At 60.8% G+C, this 22843-nt stretch carries 23 protein-coding genes; 8 read left to right on the forward strand and 15 right to left on the reverse strand.

Features of this window, described 5'->3' with window-relative positions; translation table 11 throughout:
• Nucleotides 1-4 precede the first annotated feature (4 nt).
• From QEN71_RS39245 to QEN71_RS39260, 4 genes are all read right to left on the reverse strand, one after another.
• The gene (locus tag QEN71_RS39245) at nt 5-1066 is read right to left on the reverse strand and encodes an ABC transporter substrate-binding protein (protein WP_201649600.1); all 1062 of its coding nucleotides are present in this window, start codon (nt 1064-1066) and stop codon (nt 5-7) included.
• A gap of 54 nt (nt 1067-1120) precedes the next feature.
• Nucleotides 1121-1882, reverse strand: a complete 762-nt coding sequence (locus QEN71_RS39250; RefSeq protein WP_201649599.1) for an enoyl-CoA hydratase/isomerase family protein — start codon at nt 1880-1882, stop codon at nt 1121-1123.
• A gap of 196 nt (nt 1883-2078) precedes the next feature.
• A complete protein-coding gene (locus QEN71_RS39255; RefSeq protein WP_201649598.1) occupies nt 2079-3056 on the reverse strand; it encodes an ATP-grasp fold amidoligase family protein in 978 nt (325 codons plus the stop codon).
• A 199-nt stretch (nt 3057-3255) separates the two neighbouring features.
• Nucleotides 3256-4125: an NmrA/HSCARG family protein gene (locus tag QEN71_RS39260; RefSeq protein WP_201649597.1), complete on the reverse strand. Its 870-nt coding sequence runs from the start codon at nt 4123-4125 to the stop codon at nt 3256-3258.
• A gap of 133 nt (nt 4126-4258) precedes the next feature.
• Between QEN71_RS39260 and QEN71_RS39265 the strand changes: the two genes are divergently transcribed.
• Nucleotides 4259-5131 carry a LysR family transcriptional regulator gene (locus QEN71_RS39265; RefSeq protein ID WP_201649596.1) on the forward strand — a complete coding sequence of 291 codons (873 nt, stop codon included), beginning with the start codon at nt 4259-4261 and terminating at the stop codon, nt 5129-5131.
• 50 nt (nt 5132-5181) lie between these two features.
• Here QEN71_RS39265 and QEN71_RS39270 read toward each other — a convergent pair whose 3' ends face one another.
• On the reverse strand, nt 5182-6309 hold the full coding sequence (locus QEN71_RS39270) for an aminotransferase class V-fold PLP-dependent enzyme (RefSeq protein ID WP_201649595.1): 1128 nt from the start codon (nt 6307-6309) through the stop codon (nt 5182-5184).
• 126 nt (nt 6310-6435) lie between these two features.
• Complete coding sequence (locus QEN71_RS39275) at nt 6436-8088, reverse strand: FAD-dependent oxidoreductase (protein ID WP_201649594.1); 1653 nt, start codon at nt 8086-8088, stop codon at nt 6436-6438.
• 403 nt (nt 8089-8491) lie between these two features.
• On the opposite strand from QEN71_RS39275, the gene QEN71_RS39280 reads away from it, so the two are divergent.
• Nucleotides 8492-8719, forward strand: a complete 228-nt coding sequence (locus QEN71_RS39280) for a hypothetical protein (protein WP_233471755.1) — start codon at nt 8492-8494, stop codon at nt 8717-8719.
• Between the two features lie 182 nt (nt 8720-8901).
• On the opposite strand, the gene QEN71_RS39285 is transcribed toward QEN71_RS39280, so the two are convergent.
• Entirely contained in the window at nt 8902-9114 is a 213-nt protein-coding gene (locus QEN71_RS39285; RefSeq protein ID WP_201649592.1) for a hypothetical protein, read from the reverse strand.
• A gap of 261 nt (nt 9115-9375) precedes the next feature.
• On the opposite strand from QEN71_RS39285, the gene QEN71_RS39290 reads away from it, so the two are divergent.
• Nucleotides 9376-10110, forward strand: coding sequence for an ABC transporter substrate-binding protein (locus QEN71_RS39290; RefSeq protein WP_201649591.1), 735 nt, complete (start codon nt 9376-9378; stop codon nt 10108-10110).
• Between the two features lie 34 nt (nt 10111-10144).
• On the opposite strand, the gene QEN71_RS39295 is transcribed toward QEN71_RS39290, so the two are convergent.
• The 5 genes from QEN71_RS39295 to QEN71_RS39315 form a co-directional block, all read right to left on the reverse strand.
• Nucleotides 10145-11344, reverse strand: coding sequence for a mandelate racemase/muconate lactonizing enzyme family protein (locus tag QEN71_RS39295; protein WP_201649590.1), 1200 nt, complete (start codon nt 11342-11344; stop codon nt 10145-10147).
• Between the two features lie 72 nt (nt 11345-11416).
• Nucleotides 11417-12253, reverse strand: a complete 837-nt coding sequence (locus tag QEN71_RS39300; RefSeq protein ID WP_201649589.1) for an HpcH/HpaI aldolase/citrate lyase family protein — start codon at nt 12251-12253, stop codon at nt 11417-11419.
• A gap of 12 nt (nt 12254-12265) precedes the next feature.
• Complete coding sequence (locus QEN71_RS39305; RefSeq protein ID WP_201649588.1) at nt 12266-13462, reverse strand: CaiB/BaiF CoA transferase family protein; 1197 nt, start codon at nt 13460-13462, stop codon at nt 12266-12268.
• 45 nt (nt 13463-13507) lie between these two features.
• Complete coding sequence (locus QEN71_RS39310; protein ID WP_201649587.1) at nt 13508-14362, reverse strand: FAS1-like dehydratase domain-containing protein; 855 nt, start codon at nt 14360-14362, stop codon at nt 13508-13510.
• A gap of 15 nt (nt 14363-14377) precedes the next feature.
• Nucleotides 14378-15550 (reverse strand): acyl-CoA dehydrogenase family protein, encoded by a 1173-nt coding sequence (locus QEN71_RS39315; protein WP_201649586.1) that lies wholly within the window; start codon nt 15548-15550, stop codon nt 14378-14380.
• Between the two features lie 111 nt (nt 15551-15661).
• Here QEN71_RS39315 and QEN71_RS39320 point away from each other — a divergent pair, with 111 nt between their 5' ends.
• The 4 genes from QEN71_RS39320 (at nt 15662) to QEN71_RS39335 (ending at nt 19155) form a co-directional block, all read left to right on the forward strand.
• Nucleotides 15662-16591, forward strand: coding sequence for a LysR family transcriptional regulator (locus QEN71_RS39320; protein WP_201649585.1), 930 nt, complete (start codon nt 15662-15664; stop codon nt 16589-16591).
• A 269-nt stretch (nt 16592-16860) separates the two neighbouring features.
• Nucleotides 16861-17220: a hypothetical protein gene (locus QEN71_RS39325; protein ID WP_201649584.1), complete on the forward strand. Its 360-nt coding sequence runs from the start codon at nt 16861-16863 to the stop codon at nt 17218-17220.
• Between the two features lie 56 nt (nt 17221-17276).
• On the forward strand, nt 17277-18512 hold the full coding sequence (gene flgE / locus QEN71_RS39330; protein WP_201649583.1) for a flagellar hook protein FlgE: 1236 nt from the start codon (nt 17277-17279) through the stop codon (nt 18510-18512).
• Between the two features lie 16 nt (nt 18513-18528).
• A complete protein-coding gene (locus tag QEN71_RS39335) occupies nt 18529-19155 on the forward strand; it encodes an EF-hand domain-containing protein (protein WP_201649582.1) in 627 nt (208 codons plus the stop codon).
• Nucleotides 19156-19175: 20 nt separating this feature from the next.
• On the opposite strand, the gene QEN71_RS39340 is transcribed toward QEN71_RS39335, so the two are convergent.
• A complete protein-coding gene (locus tag QEN71_RS39340; RefSeq protein WP_201649581.1) occupies nt 19176-20213 on the reverse strand; it encodes a LysR family transcriptional regulator in 1038 nt (345 codons plus the stop codon).
• 448 nt (nt 20214-20661) lie between these two features.
• Here QEN71_RS39340 and QEN71_RS39345 point away from each other — a divergent pair, with 448 nt between their 5' ends.
• Nucleotides 20662-21009: a response regulator transcription factor gene (locus QEN71_RS39345; RefSeq protein WP_322791188.1), complete on the forward strand. Its 348-nt coding sequence runs from the start codon at nt 20662-20664 to the stop codon at nt 21007-21009.
• A gap of 42 nt (nt 21010-21051) precedes the next feature.
• On the opposite strand, the gene QEN71_RS39350 is transcribed toward QEN71_RS39345, so the two are convergent.
• The gene (locus tag QEN71_RS39350; protein ID WP_201649717.1) at nt 21052-21708 is read right to left on the reverse strand and encodes a response regulator transcription factor; all 657 of its coding nucleotides are present in this window, start codon (nt 21706-21708) and stop codon (nt 21052-21054) included.
• A gap of 257 nt (nt 21709-21965) precedes the next feature.
• Nucleotides 21966-22721, reverse strand: coding sequence for an SDR family oxidoreductase (locus QEN71_RS39355; protein ID WP_201649579.1), 756 nt, complete (start codon nt 22719-22721; stop codon nt 21966-21968).
• Between the last annotated feature and the right edge of the window lie 122 nt (nt 22722-22843).

Below are 22843 nucleotides of genomic sequence, written 5' to 3' on the forward strand. Positions count from 1 at the left end.
CTCCTTACGAAATGATCCACGAATTGAACCGCTCGGTGACCTTCTGGCGGCTCTCTTCCCACCATTGCGGGCTCGGCAGCTTCATGTCCTTGATATTGTCGGGAGCGGTCGGCAGAAGCGTTGCGCGCTCCTTGCCGATGGTCTCGAAGGACTTCTTGTTGGTCGGGCCGTACGCGAGCGTGCGCGTGAGCATCGCCTGACGTTTCGCGTCGGCGCAAAAGCGCACGAACTGCTTCGCGGCATCGGCGTGCGGCGTGCCCTTCGGAATGCCCCAGCCTTCGATCGAATACAAGCCTTGATTCCACACGATCGTCACGGGCGCGCCGCTGTCCTTCGCGGCCTGCGCGCGGCCGTTCCATGTCGAGATCATGTCGACGTCGCCGCTCTGGATCGCCTGCATCGCCTGCGCGCCGGAAGTCCACCAGATGTTGATGTGCGGCTTGATCTTGTCGAGACTCTTGAATGCGCGGTCCACGTCGAGCGGATAGAGCTTGTCGAGCGGCACGCCGTCGGCGAGTAGCGCCTGTTCGAGCGTGTCGAGCGGACTGCGACGCAGGCAGCGGCGGCCGGGGAATTTCTTCACGTCCCAGAAGTCCGCCCACGACTTCGGGCCGTTGTCCTTGAACTTGTCCGCGCGATACGCGAGCACGGTCGAATACACGTCGACGCCGAGCCAGTTCGGCGTGATCGCCTCCGGCATGATGTCCGGATAGTCGCTCGCTTTCAGGCCGATCGGTTCCAGCAGGCCTTTCGCTTCGAGAAACGGAATGTCCGCCGACAGCGTCAGCGTCGTGACGTCCCACACATAGTTCTTCGTTTGCACCATCGCCGCGAACTGCGCGACCGGCTGCGATTCGCGCGCGACGCTGACGACCTTGATGCCCGTCGCTTTCTCGAACGGGTCATAGAAGGCTTCGCGATAGGCGGTCGTATACGGGCCGCCCGGGTCCGATACGACGATCTGCTTCGATTGCGCGCGTGCGGCCAGCGGCATCATGCCGGCCACGGCGAGCGCGCCCGCGCCGTGCAGAATGCGGCGGCGCGTCGGGTTGAAGTCTTGTGTCATGGTTCAGGTCTCTCGCACTAGGGTTGAGAAGGAACTGCCCGGCTTCCGCCCGCTCTATTTGGCGCGTTTCTTGAAGAACTCTTCCATCATGCGAGCGGGCTCGCCCGAGTCGTACGCCTCGCGCTGAATGCGTTCGCCCGCTTCGATACAGTCGACGAAACCAGGCTCGGTCATCTCGCGGAAACGCTGTTTGTCGAGACGCATCGCGACGGGCGGCTTGGCCGCGAGTTCCGTAGCGATTTCCAGCGCTTTCTCGAAGACCTTGTCTTCATCGACGATGTGATGAATCAGTCCGATGCGATAGCACTCGTCGGCTTCCATCAGACGGCCGGTGAGCGTGAGTTCGATGGTGCGCGACATGCCGAGCATCGAATTCATGATCCACGGGCCCGTCGTGCTGGCGATGCCCGCATTGATCTCCGGCTGGCCCATGCGCACGCCCGCGTGACCGACGCGGATATCGCCGAGCAAGGCAACCTGAAACGCCGAGCCCGCCGCCGTGCCGTTGAGCGCCATCACGAGCGGCTTGGAGAGGCCACGCAGCGTCGCGTAGTAGCGCTGCCACTCCTTGACCCACGCGACGGCGCGTTCGCCGTCGAAGTCGTGCGCTTCCGCCAGATCCTGCCCCGCCGAGAACGCGCGATTGCCCGCGCCCGTCATGATGATCGCGGCGACATTGTCGTCGGCGTTGAAGCGCTCGAGCGCCGCAATGATCGATTCGCGCATCGGCGTGGTCCACGCGTTCAGCCGTTCGGGACGATTCAGCGTGATGACCGCGACGCGGCCGTGATTCGAAAACAGAACGTCGTCACCCATAATTTATCGCATCGTAATAGTTGATGGTGAAATGCAATATAGGACCATCAAAAATATGGTGCAAGCGGGTTTACGCGGAATAAGTGCAACTCGGCGGAAAAAGGCGTGCGCGCGCGACGCGAATGTGTCGCACGATCGGGGAAGATCGGGATGTCGAATGACGCTTGCGCGGACGCGCGAGCAAGCGCGATACCTGCTATTCAGGCGTAGTCGAATGACGTACCGGTGACGCGAAGAATTCGCCCCACTCGAAGTCCATCTGGTCAGGGAACATCGGCGCGACGCCCGCGCCCGGCGTGAACGTCAACTCTCCAAAATAAATTTCGTCGTCGGGAACGTACAGATCGACCCGGACATAGTCGAAACCTTCGGAGAGCATCGCTGCTGTCTCGAGCAGCGCGGTCAGATTGGCAGGCGGCGGTGCGGGTACCGCGCTGCGAACGTATTCGCCGATCGCCAGGTCGAGATGATTCCAGTTCACGTCATAGATATTGCCGCGCGTGTCCGGACCGAATCGATCGCTGATGTGCTGGATGTACATCAGCGGCCGTTCCGGATTGCAGCGGAAGCAATGCACCTTATAGTCGGCAGGAATGTTTCCGCGACTGTCGAGCAGCAGCGTTTCGAAGAAGAGACGCGGCTCGATATCCTTGTAGTGGCGCTCACGCGCGTTTCTATAGAAATTCGTCGACAGCCAACGGGAAGCAAGATGTTGCAATGCATCGAAGCTGACTTCGGATTTGTCGTGAACGACCTTGACGAACGAGCTTCCGTGATTCGCCTTCATGACGAACGAATCAGGAAGACCATCGAACACGGCAGGCGTGAATTCCACCGGTGCGGCGATCAACGGCACGAGAAACGCTTCACCGAGCACGCTGCTGACATAGTCGCGCACGGCGAGCTTGTCGCTCAGGCGGGCGTATCGAGGGTCCGGCCTGAGGTTTCGTTTCAGAATGTGTTCGTTGTAGGTACGCGGTCGCAACAGATTCGGAAATCGCCCTATCTCCTTTCGATGCAGAAGCGAAAGGAAAAAAATGTCCGGTAGCAGCGCCTTGAGTTCGTCCTTGAGCTGCCGCCTCAAAACGTGATTCCCGGTCGTGTGCAAGTGCCCGTTTTCGACCTTATCAGGAAGACCCGGTTTTCTATCAAACGACCCTCTCGAAGCGCTCATAAAACGGTTATCGGTGAGTGTATGCATCGGCGCTTTGAGATTCAGCTATCCCCGCTGAACCCAGCGTCCGTCACACGCCGAGCATACCAACCACCGTTGTGCACGCCGCTGCTTTTGGCGCGGCGTCGAGAGTTTTTGGCCACAAACGCAGACTGCCAATGCGATTTGTAATCAGCATGCGTTCATGGCCGTGTCGCGATCAGGCTGAGGCCGTCGCTTCGCTGACAAAGTCCGCGTACGTGCGCAGGGGCCGACCCAATATCGTCTGCAAGCGGTCGATCGAACCTTCTGCGCCGTGCATGCCGAACTTCTGGATGCCGCCCATCATCAGGCGCATGTCGTAGGCAAGCCAGCCGGGACCGAACGTGGCCATCTGTCCTTCGAACGCTGCCAGGTCGTCGCCTCCGTAAGCGACCTCGCGACCGAGCGCTGCGCCCCATATCTTCGCCACCGACGCGCCCGTCAGCGCATCCGGGCCGACCAGATCCAATGTCACTCGCGGCAGCGCCGTGTCCGCTCTGTCGCGGCGCAGCAGCTCTGCAACGGCGATATCCGCGATGTCGCGCGCGTCGACCATCGCGATGCCGGCCGAGCCGATCGGCATCGGATAGACGCCATGCTCCTGAATGACTTGCTGCACCATTCGCTCGTTCTGCATGAAGTAAGCGGGACGCAGGATAGTCGCGGGAATATCGAGGCTTTCTATCATCCGTTCGACCGTGTGCTTGCCGGTGAAATGCGGCACGTTCGTGTACTTGTCAGCGTGGATCACGGACAGATACACGACGCGCTCGACGCCTGCCTCGCGTGCCAGGTTCAACGCGATGAGTGCTTGCGTCACCTCGTCGGGCGTGACGGCGTTCAGCAGAAACAGCGTGCGCACAGACGACAGCGCGGCGCGCATCGATGGCACGTCCGTCATATCCCCAACCACCTCGGCGACGCCCGCAGGCAAGCTTGCCTTGCCCTGCTTGCGAACGAGCGCCCTGACGTCGGCGCCAGCGTCGGCGAGGCGTTGAACGATGAGAGAACCAATCGTGCCCGTAGCACCGGTTACGAGAATGCTCATGTGAATCTCCAGAAATGATGTGTTAGCGCAAGAAGCCAGCCACGCATTCGTTGCGGTAACGAAAAGATAAGTCGTTGCACCGATAAAACGAAGACGCGAAAATGGAGACACGTCGTTTCAAAAATGGAACACCATGGATCTGAACGCTCTGACCGACTTCGCACTCGTTGCAACGAACGGGGGACTGGGAAAAGCCAGCCGTGCAAGCGGCAAGTCGAAGGCAACGCTGTCGCGACGCATCGCCGATCTGGAAGAGCAACTCGGCGTAAGACTCATCGAGCGCGGCGCGCGAGGGCTCAAGCTCACCGAAGCCGGCGAGATGCTGATGGCTCGCACCGAAGGACCGATGCACGAAGTCACTGAAGCGATGACTGCCGTGCGCGAAGGGCTCTCGGCGCCGCGCGGACGTTTGCGTATCGCGTCGCCCGCGCTGTTCTCGCAACTCGCGATGGGAAAGATTTGCGCGAGGTTCTGTGCGGCCTATCCGGAAGTCACGGTCGAAGTGATGGCAGAAGACCGCATGGTCGATCTCGTCGAGGAGCAGTTCGACGTCGCCATCCGGATCAATCCGAGCGCGGATAGCAGCCTCGTCGGCCGATGCTTTGCGAAGGACCGGCTCGTGGTCGTAGCTGCGCCTTCCGTCCGTAAACCAGCCTCGGGAGCGGTCCGATCCGTTCCTGCCATCGTGTTTTCGAGCTTCCAGCCCACCAACTGGACCCTCGACGACGGGCGCCTGGTTCTGGACCCTGATCCACGCCTCAGGCTTTCTTCGTTTCTGATGATTCGCGATGCTGCCGTCGCCGGTGCTGGCGCCGCCCTTCTTCCACAATCGATAGCGTGGGATCACCTGACTCGCGGGGATCTGGTGCAGTGGGGCACGGTCTCGGGTGTCGAAGCCGCGCTGTGGGTGTTGCACACGTCGCGTCGTCTTCCTTCGCCGAAGGTTCGCGCCTTCGTCGAGTTTTTGTGCGCGCAGTATCCGGAAGCGTCGCTCGTGCTGGGATAGGACATCAAACGCGCCACGCTCAGGCGCGATTGACGTCATCACCTCATCGCCTAGCGAATACTGTCCAGCGCCTTCGCGAATCTGGCGACCGCGCCTTCGACGTCATGCAGTTTGTCGAGGCCGAACAATCCAATGCGGAAAGTCTTGAAGTCGTCAGGCTCGTCGCATTGAAGCGGAACACCCGCCGCGATCTGCAAACCGGCATCGGCGAATTTCTTGCCGGACCGGATGCCGTCGTCGTCCGTGTAGCTAACCACGACGCCCGGAGCCTGAAAGCCTTCGGCCGCCACGCTTCTGAAGCCTGCGCCAGTCAGCAGCGAACGGATGCGTTTGCCGAGTTCGAGCTGCTCCTCTTTCACCTTGTCGAAGCCATATGCCTCGGTTTCCTTGAGCACGTCGCGCAGGGTCGCGAGACTGTCCGTGGGCATCGTGGCGTGATATGCGAACCCGCCGTTCTCGTAGGCTTCCATGATCTGCAGCCACTTGCGGAGATCGCAGGCGAAACTCGTGCTGGTCGTCCCGTCGATTCTTTCGCGCGCGAGCGGGCTGAGCATGACCAGCGCGCAGCACGGCGATGCGCTCCATCCCTTTTGCGGCGCGCTGATCAGGATATCGACACCGCTCGCCTGCATATCCACCCAGACCGTGCCCGACGCGATGCAATCCAGCACGAACATGCCTCCGACAGCATGAACGGCGTCCGCCACCGCACGCAGATAGGCGTCCGGCAACATCATCCCGGATGCGGTTTCCACATGCGGCGCAAAGACCAGATCAGGCTTGTTCTCCTTGATCGCGGCGACCACTTCATCGATAGGAGGCGGTGCGTAGGCAGCCTGTCTTCCCTCTTCGACAGGGCGCGCCTTCAACACGATCGATTCGGACGGAATGCCGCCCATGTCGAAGATCTGCGACCAGCGGAAGCTGAACCAGCCATTGCGGATGACCAGACACTTCCTGTTCGTCGCGAACTGCCGCGCGACGGCTTCCATGCCGAACGTCCCGCTGCCCGGCACGACAACCACAGCCTTCGCGTTGTAGACTTTTTTCAGGCCGTCGGAAATATCTCGCATGACGCCCTGAAAAAGCTGCGACATATGATTGATCGATCGATCGGTGTACACGACCGAATACTCGAGGAGTCCCTCGCGGTCGACATCGGGGAGTAAGCCCGGCACGTTCGCCTCCGGTAATTGACGGATTAAGGATCGAAAACAGATTCTAACCAAAGCCCACTATAACGGCATCGGCCGGAACGCGCGGAGGCGTACAGAGCAAGCTCAATATGTTCATCGCGCTCTGCGCTAACTGACGCCGTGCTGCAGAAACTTGTGGGCGAACGCGATCGCCATGCTGCCTTCGCCGACAGCCGAAGCGACGCGCTTGACCGGGCTCAGTCTCACATCTCCACACGCGAACACGCCGGGAACGCTCGATTCGAGCAGGTACGGATCACGGCTATGCGCCCAGTGTCCCGCCTTGACCACGTCCTCTCCGGTGAGAACATATCCCCGCGTATCGCGTGCGATTTGCGGCGGCAACCACTCAGTCTCCGCATCAGCGCCGATGAACACGAACAGGCCACCGCAGTCGTGTCGCGTCGTCTCCAGGCTCGTTCCATCGCGTATGTCGATCGCCGTCAGATGAGTATCGCCATGCGCGCCGACCACTTCGGAGCGCAACTGGACCGCCACGTTCGACTTCCCGTGAAGCTGCTCGATCAGATAGCGGGACATGCTTTTCTCGAGCGAATCGCCTCGCAACACGAGCGTCACCATGCGCGCGTGATTGGCAAAGTACAACGCAGCCTGACCAGCCGAGTTTCCACCGCCGATCAGATAAACATCGAGCCCGTGAGTCGCGTTCGCTTCGCTGCGTGACGCACCGTAGTAAATGCCTTTGCCGATGAACCGGTCGAACCCGTCGATGGCAAGCCGGCGCCACGCGACGCCCGTCGCCAGAATGATTGTCCGCGCACGGATCACGTCGCCTTCGTCGAGATGCACATTCCGTTCATCGACATCGATTCGTGCAACCGATCGCGTGACCAGAATCTCTGCGCCGAGCCGTCTTGCTTGCTGCAGTGCACGACTCGCGAGTTCGTCGCCCGAGACGCCGTTGGGAAAGCCCAGATAATTTTCGATGCGCGAAGAAGTCCCGGCCTGGCCGCCCGGCGCTTCCCGTTCCACCACCATCGTGCGCAAGCCTTCCGACGCGCCGTACACGGCCGCAGCGAGACCGGCGGGCCCGCCGCCGATAATCAACGTGTCGTATTCGGCAAGGCGCGGCTGCGTTTGCAGACCGAGCAAACCTGCGAGTTCGCGTGTCGCAGGCCGGCTCAGCACCGTGCCGTCGACCAGCCGCAACGCCGGGCACGCGTCGTCCGGCGGACAGGAGCCAGGCCAGCGCGCCGCCAGTTCGGGCGCATCGGGCGTCATCCAGTCGCAGCTGATCTGGTTGCGGGCGAGGAACTGGCGCAACGCCGTGCAGGCGTCGTCCCAGCGATTGCCCACCATGATCACGCGAGGCTTGGGCGGCTCGGCGGAAAGGCCCTGCAATCCGCCGATGCGCTCGCGCGCGAGCGCGCCCATCTTCAATGCCACTTCCGGCGACTCGGCAGCGAGCGTGTAATAGCGCTGGGCGTCCACGCGCATCACACGCGACGGCTCCGCGGCCCGGTAGGCGCCGGGAAACGGCGAACTGAGCGCGAGCGGCACTTCGCCAAAGATCGTTCCCGGCAGACGCCAGCCCAGCGTGCGCTCGACACCGTCGAACGTCTTGATGACTTCCATCTTGCCGGCCAGAACGGCATAGAGCGCGCGCTCGCCGCCTTCATGGACAGCGAATTCGCCCGCGCAAAGGTGCAAGTCCGCGGAGGTCTGCGCGAGCTGCTCCAGCTGGTTGTCGGAGAGTGTCGAGAAGAGGGGAATTGCCCGGATGTCGTCGATTGTCAGCATGGCTTCATCCAGGCAGGCAAGTGAGCACGAGATCGTTGCGCGATCTTTCGGGTCGTCTGCGTGATCGAGGGGCGCGGCAGACAGAGCAAGTATATGAGGTTCAGTTGCGAATGTTCAGCGCTGAGGGCCAATTACCCAATCGCGGGCGGCGCTGCGATCGATATTGCGCAGCGCAACACACCGCGCGAAAGATACGAAATACACGGTAAGCCAGCACGAAAAACCTTGCGATGAGATGTCTGTCTGAAGCGCACTACAACTTCAGTCATTCAACATGCGGGCTTCGATCTTCTGCGTTGTTTTTGCCATTTTCGTATGCGGGTTTGGAGTGACGTCGTGTGACGATAGCGTCGATGATGCAGTCGACGGCGAAGCGTCGGACTTCGTTGCGCCAACCACCTGTATGGAACGGCTTTATTATCCGCTCGGTCTGCGCACGATTGCGCTCGCCGACTTCTGCTACGGCGCGGGCGGTCTGCAGGTACTGCACGACCACTATCGCTTCGACTACGCCGACGTGATCGACGCGGGCACGACGCTGCCGATGGAAAATCTCGCGCGCATCGGGACACTGGGCGAGGCAAGAGATCGGCGTTCACACGACGACGAACGGGAGCACCAACGCCATTAGCGCAGATGGAATGCGATGCGTGCGGAACACCCGTGCTGGCGAGCCTTCGGACGTTGCGGCAATCGGGCGCGGATTAATGGAACTGCTGTCTGTCGACGATGAACGGCGACAGAAGATGGAATCGCTGATGAGCCGGCATCTCGACGGATTCGAATGGGTGCGCAGCGGGGCGGCAGCGCGCGTCACATGTATGCGTCGATATGCCGGTCGCGGAAATCGATTGCTTCTTCGTACGACGGCGCTTCGTGAATCATCTTGCCCTCGTACAGCACTTTGCATCCGTCGACCGTCAGTGGGAGAACCACGTGACACTGTGAATCGCCGAGACCCGCTTGCGGACGATGAAAGCGACTTCTCGCCAGTAGCAACCACAGATCGAGCAAAGCGGATTTCATTTTCAGGCTGGAGATCGATGCGTTAGACGGATGTCACTCGTCCTGTTGCGCATCTTAGGGACTCAAATGTCCAGCAGACGATCTGGAAATGAACGGCAAGGTTAATCATCCTTACGGATGTCCTGATTCTTCATTTCGGGAAGATTCGATGGGAAATATTCTGTAATGACTCGCGCACCTGTGTCCGACATAATTGCTTCTCATCGACACTTGAAACCCGGACCGCGATCTGACAGCGCGGTCACAACGAGAGCTTCATCCATGACTATCGATCCATCCGTTGTCGCCGCCTTCACACCGACGGGCAAACTGCGCGCGTCGATCAATCTCGGCAATCCGATTCTTGCCAACAAAAACGCTGAAACGGGCGAGCCGTTCGGCGTATCCATCGACCTCGCGCGCGCATTCGCCACGAAGCTCGGTGTCGAACTGGAGCTGGTTGTCTTCGATGCAGCAGGCAAGTCGGTTCAGGCCGTCAGCGAGGAACGCGCGGACTTCGGCTTCTTCGCCGTCGATCCGTTGCGCGGCGAAACGATCGCGTTCACGGCGCCGTATGTGTTGATCGAAGGCTTCTATCTCGTTCGCGACGACTCGCCCGTGCGGACCAACGCCGATGTCGATCAGCCGCATAACCGCGTTGCCGTCGGCAAAGGCAGCGCGTATGACCTCTTTCTCACGCGAGAACTGAAGGCCGCCCAAATCGTACGCGCGCCGACTTCGCCCGCTGTCGTGCAGACGTTTCTCGAACAGAACCTGGAAGTCGCAGCGGGCGTCAAGCAGCAGCTCGAAGCGGACGCGCAGAAGACCAGCGGACTTCGGCTGCTCGACGAGCGGTTCATGGTGATACAGCAGGCGATGGGTACGGCGAAAAGCCGTGGCGAAGCGGCCGCGGCTGCGCTACACGCGTTCGTCGAAGAGATGAAGGCGTCCGGGTTCGTCGCCGATGCGCTGGCGCGGCATAGTATCGCCGGAGCATCGGTGGCGCCGAAGGCGTAGTGCCGGAGCGGATCGCTGCGGCACTACTCGCATCTCAAGCCGATTCACGCACCGTCGCGTCCGCACGAAGCCTGATTTCAGGGCGAAGCGCAGTCCCTAGCCCGGGAAGAACAGGCGCCTGAACCATGCCGCGTTCGATGACAGGAAGCTCGCTGACCAGCTCGCGATACCACGTCGCGAGCGTCGCGCGAACGACCTCCTGGTAAATCGCCGTCGAAGCATGCAGCGCGAGATGCAGCCCCGCCATCAGCGTGACGGGGCCGGTGCAGTCATGAGGCGCCAGCGCGCGCCGATGCGATTCGGCAATGGCCGCGATCTTTCGTGCTTCCGTCAGACCGCCGCACCAGGCGAGATCGACCATCACGATGTCGACGGCATCGGCGGCCATCAACTCCCGGAACTGCGTAGTTCCGGACAGCGTTTCGCTGCCGCAAATGGGCACGCGCACGCGTGAACGCAGGTCTGCCAGCGCCTCGACGTCGTGCATCTTGTTCAACGGGTCTTCCGCCCATAAAACGCCAAAATCTTCGAGCGCGCGACAGATGCGCTCGGCAGGCAACGCGCCCCACAGACTGTGCAGTTCGCACATCACTTCGATATCGTCGCCGACTGCCTGGCGAATCTTCCTGAATGGTTCGAGACCTTTCTTGAGGTCGGCAAGCGACAGCGTTTGTCCGCCCGTTGCCGCCGAGAAAACATCGAATGGCCAGATCTTCATCGCGCGATAGCCCTCTTCCAGCAGGCTCATCGCCAGGCGGCCCGCGTCCTGATTGAACGCGATCTGATCGTCGTACGGACCTTGCGACGCGTCTTGCCCGGAGATCACCCTGCGCGATGCGTTGTTGCTGTTGTACGAGTAGCCGGCACAAGTGTTATAGGCCTGGATTTCGAGCCGGTTCGCGCCACCCATGGCCTCGTGAACAGGAATACCGTGACGTTTCCCCTTGATATCCCACAACGCGATGTCGATCGCGCTCGCGGCGCGAATCTCGGCGCTCGCTCCTTGAAATCCCACGTACGGCGTGAGCAATTGCCGCGAAATCGCATCGATGCGGCGCGAGTCGTGTCCGATGATCTGTGCAGCGATCTGCTCGTGAATGACGGCTTCCACCGCCTGCGCGCCGCGAAACGTTTCGCCGAGGCCGATCAGTCCTTCGTCGGTTTCGACTTCGACCCAGATGAGGTTTGGCCTTTCAGCGATACGTATCGTGCGTAGCTTCGTGATAGTCGACATGGCACTGTGAGCGACGGTTGAGGAGTTGTAGCGATGCTCGCACGCCTTCCACGTCACGGTCAAAGATTCACGCTAGCCGCCGAGAATCGCCTCCGCCGCGCGAATGACGGGCAGATCGATCATGCGGCCATCCAGGCTGAACGCTTCGCCGCCGTGCCGTGCGGCTTCTTCGAGCACGCGACGCGCCCAGGCCCGCTCGGCCTCGGTATGGCCGAAGGCCTCGTTGACGCCCGCCACCTGGTTCGGGTGAATGCACAGCTTGCCGCCGAACCCGAAGGCACGCGCACGACGCGCATCTACCGCGAGACGTTCGGCGCTTCCGGTGTCGGTGGTCACACCGTCGACAGGTGCAGGCAGCCGCGCGCGACGCGATGCCGCGACGAGCGCGCTGCGCGCAAAGGCCAGTTCGGGCTCATCGGCTGTGGCATGAATGCCCACGTCGAGCTGAAAATCCAGATGACCGAATGCCAGGCGCACGACGTGAGGCTCGCGCGCGAGCGCATCGGCCGCATCGAGGCCCGCCAGCGATTCGATCAATGCGACGATGCGCGCGCCATCGCCGAGCTTTTGGGCTACGCCACGCAACGTCGCGGCATCCTCGCATTTCGGCAGCATCACCGTCGCGCCGTGCATCGTCCAGTTGCGCAGCAGCGCAAGGTCGGCTTCGTGCCAACGCGTGCCCACGGCGTTGATGCGGACCACCGTGCGCGTCAGTTGCCCGGGCGTCAGTTGCGGCAGGTGCTGCGCAAGCTGCTCGCGCGCACTGTCCTTGCTGCCTTCGGCGACGGCGTCTTCCAGATCGACGATGATGCAATCCGCGCCCGACGCCAGCGCCTTGACGAAGCGCTCGGGCCTCGTGGCCGGAACGAACAGCAGGCTATGCGCATGCCGCACAGGAGACTCACACATTGCGGACATCGCTCAGATCACTCCATCGGCTTGCAGCTTCTGAATCTCAGCTTCCGACCGGCCCAGTTCGCGCAATATCGCCACGCTGTGCTCGCCCAGCGCAGGCACGGGATCCATCCGGGCATCGAAGCTGTCGACGTTGGCGGGCGGCCGCAGCGCCTGCAACTCGCCCGCAGGCGAACCGACGGCGGTGAATCGCTCGCGCGCATGCAGTTGCGGATGCTCCCACAAATCGCCGATCTGATTGACGGCGGCGTTCGCAATCTGCGCCTCGTCGAGACGCGCAATCACCTCCTGTGCCGTGAGACTCGCAAACGTCTCCTCGATGATCGCTTTCAACGCTGCACGATTTTCCGAGCGGCGCACGTTGGCATCGAAGCGCGCGTCGGCGGCAAGTTCGGGGCGGCGCAGCACGACATCGCAGAACAGTGTCCACTCGCGTTCGTTTTGGAGGCCGAGCATCACGACGCGGTTATCGCCTGCCCTGAACGGGCCATACGGATAAATGGTGGCGTGCGCCGCGGCGCTTCGTCCGGGTGGCTGCTGGCCGTCGTAAGCGTAGTACATCGGGAAGCCCATCCATTCGCTGAGCGCTTCGAGCATCGACACTTCGACATGCGAACCTTCTCCGCTGATTCCGCGTTGCAGCAGCGCACTCAGAATACCCGTGTACGCATACATGCCGGCAGCGATATCGGCGATCGAGACGCCGGCCTTCGCGGGCTCGTCAGGCGTGCCCGTGACAGAGAGAAAGCCGGCCTCGCTCTGTATCAGCAGATCGTAGGCCTTCTTGTCGCGATAGGGACCATCGTCGCCATAGCCCGAGATGTCGCAGACGATGAGCTTCGCGTGTTTCACATGCAAGTCCTCGAACGACAAACCCATGCGTGCAGCCGCGCCAGGCGCAAGGTTCTGCACGAGAACGTCTGCCTGCGCGATCAGTTCGCCCAGCACCGCCTGCGCCGCGGGCTGCTTCAGATCCAGCGTCAGGCTTTCCTTCGAGCGGTTGGTCCAGACGAAGTGCGAGGCCAGTCCGCGCGTGCGATGGTCGTAGGCGCGCGCGAAATCGCCGACGCCGGGCCGCTCCACCTTGATGACGCGCGCGCCGAGATCGGCGAGCTGGCGCGTGCAGAACGGCGCGGCAATCGCGTGTTCCAGCGTGATCACGGTGAGGCCGTTTAGCGGGCCCTTGCGGTTGGGTTCTGGCATGGCTTGTCTCGCCTCGCTGTTGTTCGCGTGCTGACTCGCGCTTGGCTATTTGAACTCGGCGCTGGCTTGCATCGCCAGTTGACCTTTTGGACCACGCGCCCAAAGTCTCGCAATGTCGCCCTCGATCTTGCCGTTGACCGAAAACGGCGCGATGTCGAACAACGGGCTGACAGCCTTGAATTCGAAACTGCCGATCTCTCTTTCCGGATGCGCGGCGCGCAGCGTTTCCATCAGCAGCGTAGCGATTAGCGGCCCATGCACGACGAGGCCCGGATAGCCTTCTTCCTGCATCGCGTAGGGGCGGTCGTAGTGGATGCGGTGGCCGTTGAAGGTCAGCGCCGAATAGCGCATCAGCAGCACGGGGTCCGGCGTGACGGTGCGGCTGAACTGCTCGTCGGTGGGTGCGGTCACGGGTTCGGGCGCGGCAGCGCCGGGCGTCGGTGCATCGCGATAGACGATGTCGTGCTCTTCGCGAATGGCCACGCCGCTCGCGCCGCTGATTTCGTGCTGCACGGTGACGAACACCAACTGGCCGCTGCGCCCCGACTTGCTTTGAATGCCCTTGATCGTGGAGACGCGCCGGATCGGCTCGCCCACGGTCAGCGCTTTCAGAAACGCCAGCCTGCCGCCCGCCCACATGCGTCGCGGCAGCGTGATCGGCGGCAGAAAAGCGCCGCGCTTCGGATGACCGTCCGGCCCGATGTTCGACTGGCGCTCGCCCGGCAGAAAGTACAGCCAATGCCAAAGCGGCGGTAGTTCTGACGGCATCACGCCGGCATCGGCTGCGTCGAGCGTCGCCTGCATGAGGCGAGCAGGCGCCTCGGTGACATGATCCGTGCTTTCGACGCTGCGGCCGACCCAGGCATCGAACGATTCGCCGTTGTCAGAAGTCTTTTGCATTGAAAACCCCGATCGTCAGTAGGACCGTGGAAGCTGCAATACATGCTCGGCCACGTGCCCCAGAATCATGTTGGTGGAAATGGGCGCGACCTGATACAGACGCGTTTCGCGGAACTTGCGCTCCACATCGTATTCGCAGGCAAATCCGAAGCCGCCATGCGTCTGCAGACACGCGTTGGCGGCTTCCCAACTGGCCTTGGCGGCAAGGTACTTCGCCATATTCGCTTCGACACCCGCATTCTCGCGCGCATCGATCTTCTCGCACGCGCGCCAGCGCATCAGGTTGGCGGCCTCGAGTTCGATGAAGCATTCGGCCAGCGGAAACTGGATGCCCTGGTTCTGGCCAATCGGACGTCCGAAGACCTTGCGCTCGCTCGCATAGTCGCGCGCTTTTTCGAGGAACCAGTAACCGTCGCCGATACACTCGGCGGCAATCAGCGTGCGCTCGGCGTTCAGGCCGTCGAAGATCACTTTCAGCCCTTTGCCTTCGGTGCCCAGCAGCGCATCTTCGGGCAACTCCAGGTTGTCGAAGAACAGCTCGTTGGTCTCGTGATTGACCATGTTGAGAATGGGCTGCACCGTGAGGCCATTACCGATCGCCTTGTCCAGTTCGACGATGAAACACGACAGACCGTCGCTCTTCTTCTGCACCTGATCGATCGGCGTGGTGCGTGCGAGCAGAATCAGGAGATCGCTGTGCTGGACGCGCGAAATCCACACCTTCTGTCCATTGATGACCCAGCGGCCGTCCTTTTTCACCGCCGTCGTCTTGAGCTTCGTCGTGTCGCTGCCCGTGGTGGGTTCGGTCACGCCCATCGATTGCACGCGCAGTTCGCCCGCAGCGATGCGCGGCAGATAGCGCTGCTTCTGTTCTTCCGTGCCGCTGAACACGATCGTGTTCATCACGTACATCTGGCCGTGGCACGCGCCCGAGTTGCCGCCCGAGCGGTTGATCTCTTCCATGATGACGGAGGCCTCCGCCATCGACAGCCCCGGACCGCCGTATTCCTGCGGGATCAGCGCAGCAAGCCAGCCAGCCCTGGTGAGCGCGTCGACGAATTCCTCGGGATAGCCGCGCTTCTCGTCGATCAGCCGGTGATACTCGGACGGAAACTGGTTGCACAGCGCACGCACCGCGTCGCGGATCGCCTGGTACTGGTCGGGCGTAGAAAAGATGGCAGCGCTCATGGAGGCGTCTCGTCTGTTTGCTTTCGTTGTTCCATACTAATATTTGATGGATAGACAGAAAAATAGAATTCTCTGATCGATGCATCAGTTTTCGGCATCAAGGTACCTGCGATGGATCTCAAACAACTACGCGCCTTCGTCACCGTGGCCGAAACCGGCAACGTCACTCGCGCGGCGAGCCTGCTTAACCTCGTGCAGCCCGCCGTGTCGCGCCAGCTGCGTCTGCTCGAAGAGGACATGGGAACGGAGCTGTTCGAGCGCGGTCGCCACGGCATGCAGCTCACGCCTTCGGGCAGGACCATGCTCGAATATGCGCGCCGCATCCTCAATGAGGTGGCGCGCGCCAAGGCCGAGATTCAGCCTACGGACGAGCCTGTTGCGGGCATCGTGAGCGTCGGTCTGCTCGCCAGCACATCGGATCTGCTGGCCACGCTGCTGGCGGGCGAAGTCGCGCGGCGCTATCCGCACATCCGCCTGCGGCTGACCATCGGTTACGCGGGGCACCTGCAAGATTGGCTCGAAGCCGGGGACATCGACGCCGCCCTGCTCTACAAGCAGAAGGAAACGCCCGCATTGCACGTAAAGGCGCTGCTGGAGGAAGGACTCTGGGCCGTCGCCACGCCGTCCGCAGGCCTGTCCCACAAGCGCCCGCTCGCGTTCTCGCGCGTCGCGCGCGAGCCTTTCGTCCTGCCCGCCGCGCCGCATGGTCTGCGCGCCGCGATCGAGCACGCCGCGGCCGAAGCCGGTGTGACGCTGAATGTATTCGCCGAAACCAATTCTGTGAACGTACAGAAAGAACTGGTCGCGCAAGGTCATGGCTGGACGATTCTCCCGGCCGTGTGCGTAAAGGACGAAGTCGAACGCGGCGTGTTGTGTGCCGCGCCGCTGGCATCGCCGGGACTGCAACGCACCGTAGTGCTGGCCGCGCCGAGCAGCCGCCAGGCCACCGCGCCTGTGAGATGTGTGGTCGGTGCGCTGATGGACTGTGTGAAGACCACGTTCGATCAGGGCCGCTGGCCCGACGCGCGTTGGCTCGGTTGAACACGATCCGCAAGTGGATCAACTAACGAAACGGGGACCGGCTCAATACAACTGACCACACTGACTGCAGTATTCGGGGGGACGAAAACAGGTCAGTGAGTATGAGCGAAGCCGTTTCAAACGCACCTTCTGAAAAGTTAAGAACACCGTTCTTTCCCGCCGATCACTGCCAGATTGCGCCAGTGCACGCGTGGGAAGCCGACGCGCAGCCATCGCTACTTGAACGCGGAGACAACCGCACCAGACTGATCGGTTTCGAAGCTTGCCTCGTGAGCGCGCACAAATGGAACATCGACTATCCGGGGCCCAGCTTCAAGGCGGAAAGATCCGTCGATAACGGCATCATCGAAACGCTGTCTCTTTCCGTCACGACGCTCGGGCCGACAAGCTACAACATCAAGACGAGCGGGTACCTGTACGACGCAGTCTCAGGCGCGTTCTTCGGAATGATCGATCTTCGATATTTCGGAAAGCGAATGCCGAGAACGCTCACGTTCGATCTCAAAGAGCACCGCTTCCCCATTTCGACACAGATAGAAATCCGCTTTGCAGTCGACGGCGGCGGAACGCCGTCCGTGCCGAAGCCGCCCACGATCACCAGCGTAACCCTTGTACTTGAGGAAGGCTGATTCAACAGACGGCAGTGAATGTCCATTGCCACCGTCATTCGCGAAGGGAAACACTCATGAGCTATCAAACTGGCCTTAGCGGTCTATCCGCTGCGTCTACCGATCTCGATGTGATCGGGAACAACATTGCGAACGCGAATACTGTCGGGTTCAAAAGCTCGACGGCACAATTCGCGGACATGTACGCCAATGCGGTCGTCGCGTCCACGAACCACCAGATCGGCATCGGCACGCAGTTGTCGACGGTCGAACAGAACTTTTCGAACGGCACTTTCACGAAGTCCGATCAGCCACTCGATATCGCAATCAACGGAAATGGCTTTTTCCAGCTCTCGAATGGCGGTTCATTGGCGTATTCGAGAAACGGCGTGTTTCACCTCGACAAGACCGGCTACATCACGAACGCTCAGGGGCAACAGCTCATGGGCTACTTGCCCGGTTCGAACGGACAGATGAACACCGGTGCTCCGAGTCCGATCCGCATCTCGACGGCCGACGTGCCGCCCGTCGCGACAAAGTCGATTGCCGCCTCCTTTAATCTCGACTCTCAAACCGCGATCCCGACGAACTCGCCATTCAATCCGGCCGATCCGACAACCTTCAGTTACTCCCAACCTATCCCGATCTACGACTCGCTTGGCGGCACCCAGATGGTGTCCGTCTACTTCGTCAAGCAAGCCACCGGCCAATACGAGGTCTATGGAACGTCGGGACCGAATGCGACGCCCGTTGGTCCGAACGCAACGGGCGATCTGGGAACCATTACGTTCAACAACTCTGGTCAGCTTACGTCAGCAGGCGCCAACAACCTGAGCTTCACAATTCCGAACGCCGCAGACAACGGTGCCACCACGCAATCCCTGTCGCTCGATTTGACGGGCACGACCCAATACGGCGGGAAGACGGGCATCATCAGCCTGCTGCCCGATGGCAACAGCTCAGGGCAACTCACATCGTTCTCCGTCGGCGAGGACGGCACGCTGACGGGCGCGTATTCGAATGGCGCCACGCGTGCTCTCGGGCAGATCGTTCTTGCAACGTTTGCGAATCCGAATGGGCTCGTGAATCTGGGCAACAACCTGTATGGCCAGACGTCGGAATCGGGAACGGCGCAAGTGTCCGCTCCGGGGGCGACCAATCACGGCGTTCTGGAAGGTGGCGAGACCGAGAATTCGAATGTCGATCTGACCTCGCAACTCGTCAATCTGATCACGGCGCAGCGCAACTATCAGGCCAATGCGCAAACGATCAAAACGCAGCAATCGATCGATCAGACCATCATCAATATCTGATTGCCAGGACAACGCGATGAACGTCACTCCGCCGTTGGGTTCGCTTTTCACCAACTTCGTCAATCAGGAAGCGAAGAAAGCTCAACAGAAGTATCTGGCGGAAAGCGGCGGGCAGCCACGCAGCGTTGCGGAAACACGCACGAACGTCATCAAGGACGCGCAGATCGCGTCGGCGCGAGACGCGAAAGCCGATGCCGACGCGATGAAAGCGAACGCAGCCGCAATCGAGCATTTCGCAAAACTCGGCATCGCAATGACGTCGGGATCGTTTGCATCGTTGTACAAGAGTGAGGTCGAAAACGCGACGGACCAGAACAGCGACGGCGTGATCTCGTTATCGGAACTCGATCAGCAAGTGCGTGCCGGCGGCGGAACCCATGCGCAGGCGAACTTGCTGTACGCAGCGATGGATGAAAACGGCGATGGTTCCGTTTCGGCACAGGAGTTCAAGGATAGCCTGCCCAATCCTTTTGCTACTCCGGAGTTCATGCAGCAGATGAAAACCAGTATCGAGCAATTTCAGAAGCAGGCGAACCCGAACGGACAGATCGTCGTCGAACCTGGCGACAGTACGCCCGTTCAGGTGAACACCGGACTGGTTCTCGGCAGCCTGGCGATGGAACTGTACTACGGCGGAAAGTAAGAACATGTCGCTGAACAACACTACGCCGCCAGCCTTTCGATTCGCACTTCCGTTTCGCTCTCATTGAATGCTGTCAGGTCGTTCAGTTCGAGCGAACGGATGCTGTCCGTCATGAAATCGACGAACACGCGAATCCGTGAAGGCAGATGCTGCCGGCAAAGGTAACTGATGTAGTGGCCCTGGTCGTCGGGTTCATGCTGTCTCAACGCCGCAATGATCTCGTCGCCCGCCTTGTGAGCTTTGAGCAGATACGCGGGAATTTGCGCGATTCCATCTCCGTCGAGTACAGCGTTCAGTACCAGTTCGGGATCGTTGAAAGTCAGATGCGCTGTCGGCAGGAATTTTCGTGAATGGCCGTCGACCTTGAATTCCCACTCTGCAATACGACCATTCGATAAGCGCCGGTTGATGCAATCGTGATTCTCAAGCTCGTCCAGTGTCTGTGGCAGACCGTGTCTGCGCGCATAGCTGCGCGAGGCGCAAAGTATCAATTGCATGGGCACGAGTTGCCTGGCGATGACGCTGGAATCCTGAATGAATCCTTCACGGAACGCGACGTCGATTTGCTGTCCGGCGAAGTCCGCCGTCTTGTCGTCGAGGAGAAGTTCCAGCGCGATTTCCGGGTACTTTTCAGAGAAGCGCGAGAGCAAAGGCGCCACGACCTTGCGGCCGAATCCGATCGTCGAGCTGATTCGAAGCAGGCCGCGCGGCGGTCCCTGGCGCAGGTCCCGAAGATCGCTCATCGCCTCGACGATTTGCGCCACGCCTTGATTGCAGTTCTGGAAGAACCGTTCGCCTTCCAGCGTCAGTCGCGTCGAACGCGTCGTTCTCTGGAAAAGACGTGTGCCCAGTTGCATTTCGAGTTTCTGCACGCTTCTGCAGACGGACGAACGTCCGACGCCAAGGCGGTCGCCCGCTGCAGCAAAACTACCTTCGGTCGCGACAGCCATGAATGCAATGATGCCGGCGTAGCTCGTCGAAAGACAGGAAGACAGTCCGTCGGCATTGTTCGACACGCCGACACGAAACGCGCGGCATGATGTATCCCGTTGGTCCATTGATAGCTCCCGCTGACAACAATGAGTCGCGGTACACCTGGCGACTGATCGATCTCATCGACCATGAAGAAAATATAGTCGCGGGACTTTCACCGAACCATTCTACGGATGGCGGACGCGGCACAATACATAAGCGTTGGAGGCTTATACAAAGGTTTAAGGCGTCGTCGCCTGTCTCGAAGCAAAGGGGAAAAGGTTGCGCCACGCAATCGCGGCGTCAGAAAGACGCGCCGCCGCCCACCCTATATGAAAGTATGAGACGGCCGGCTACGTTTGTATGATTTTCGGCGGTTATCGCGGGAAATATGCTGGACTGATGCACCTCTTCACGCGCGGCTCATCGCGTCGTGAAGTGCATCATCCAGAACATCGATGATGCAATGACGCAGTGCGTGCAAGTACTTTTAGTGAAGGTCGCCACGTGTGTAACGCCCGGTTCGTATCGATTGTGGACGACGACGAGGCACTCCGCTTCGCCATGGATACACTCGTGCGTTCGTTCGGCAGGGAAACGCTTCTGTTTGCTTCTGCGGAGGAATTTCTGGCGTCCGGTCTCATCGCCGACAGCGCATGCGTGCTGTCCGACGTCATGATGGAGGGCATGTCGGGAATCGCGATGCATGAAAAGATGCTCGAACTCGGCTACACCACACCGATGCTCTTTTTCACGTCATTCCCGACGCACGACCTGATCACGCGCGCCAAGACAAATGGCGCGCTGGCCGTGCTGAGCAAACCCGTCGATTCCGACACGATCGCGTACTGGCTCGGCGTCGTGCTGGACTCGCCGCGCTAACGGCCGTCCAACGCACGCGGCGTAAAACCGTTCGAAGCGAGTCTAGTTGCCGACGCCCAGCGACTCGGACATCTTCACGAGCGCCGCAACAGATCGTGCGGCCATTTTCCGCATCACCTGTCCGCGATGGATCTTGACCGTGATCTCGCTGACGTTCATCTCCGACGCGATCTGCTTGTTCATCATGCCGGCTACCACAAAAGCCATCACTTCCCGTTCGCGTGGCGTCAGTGAGTGATACGCGGCGCGCAGCGTCGCACTGGATTGCTCCGCGGCAAGACGCTCCCCGTCGCGCGCCAGCGCACTCGCGACCGCATCGAGCATGTCCTGGTCGCGGAAAGGCTTGGCGAGAAAATCGACCGCACCGGCTTTCATTGCTTTGACCGTCATTGCAATGTCGCCGTGGCCCGTCATGAAGACGATCGGCATGCGCAGATCGCTTTTTGCAATCTGCTCCTGAAACGTCAGTCCGCTTTCTCCGCGCAACCGGATGTCGAGGATAAGGCAACTGGGTGTATCCGGCTTGGAAAAGGCAAGAAAATCCAGCGACGATTCGAATATCTCGACGCGCAGCCCCACTGAGCGCAGCAGATCGCGGACGGCGAGCCTCATCGCCTCGTCGTCGTCGATCACGTACACGATCGGATCCGTGCGCGCGTGCAGGCCTTGTGTCGAAGGAGGATGCGACTCCGCACTCATTTGCGTTCCTTGCCAACGAGCCATGCTGCTGGCAGCTTCCACGATGGATTCCTTCTCTATGAATGAAGGCAATAAGCGCTGTTTTCCGTTACTCGCGGCCCGAACGCGCGAAGCGAACGCCCGCGCGTTTTCGTCATAAGAATGGCTGGAACCGCAAATCCCGAAACACGCATTGCGATCGAACCTGATTGAAGCATGCTACACACTTGCCATGCGTGCAGCAAAGCAGCGGACACCGTATCCGGGAGACACAGGAATCAGGCGCTTTCCTTCGACCGGCGGAGCCATTCATCGAGACCCACGCGGCCAAGCCGCGCCTCGCCCATCGGCACCAGCGACTGATCGTCGACGAGACCGCCGAAGTACTTCGCGGCAGGATCGCGCACGACTTCGCGCGGATCGCCGACCGCCTTCAGATAGTGGGCAATGATCTCGTTGAATGGCGCGCGCTGCGGGCCCGCAATTTCGACGATGCCGTTGCGCGGCGCCGCGAGCGCGGCTTCGGCGACATTGGCGGCGACGTCGTCGGCTGCGATCGGCTGAAACAGACCCGGCGAAACACGGATCTCGTTGCCCGTCGCGCACGACTCGGCAATACCGCCGAGGAACTCCAGGAACTGCGTTGCGCGGACAATCGTGTACGGGATGCCCGATGCCACGATCAGTTTCTCCTGCGCGACCTTGGCACGGAAATAACCGTTCTCCGGTGTGCGTTCGATGCCCACGATGGAAAGCGCAACATGGTGCGCAACGCCGGCAGCCGCTTCCGCTGCGAGCAGATTGGTCGTCGATGTCCTGAAGAACTCGAGAACCGCGTTGTCCTCGAACGAAGGCGAATTGGAGAGATCGACCACCACCTGTGCGCCCGTCATGACGGCCGCCAGTCCTTCGCCCGTGAGGCTGTTGATTCCGTTTCTGGGCGAGGCAGCAATCGCTTCATGGCCGTGCTGGGCCAGAATCGCGACTGTCTTCGAGCCGATCAGGCCCGTACCGCCGATGACGACAATCTTCATGACGCGTTCTCCATATCGATAGCGGACGATCCGCATGAACTCATCATAGATAGTCGGCGCATGTCGCGGGAGATACGTGACGCGACGCACAGTGTTGTCTTAATGACACCAATCGCAAACGG

The sequence above is a fragment of the Paraburkholderia sabiae genome, from assembly GCF_030412785.1.
In the GTDB taxonomy this organism is placed as follows: Bacteria; Pseudomonadota; Gammaproteobacteria; order Burkholderiales; family Burkholderiaceae; genus Paraburkholderia; species Paraburkholderia sabiae.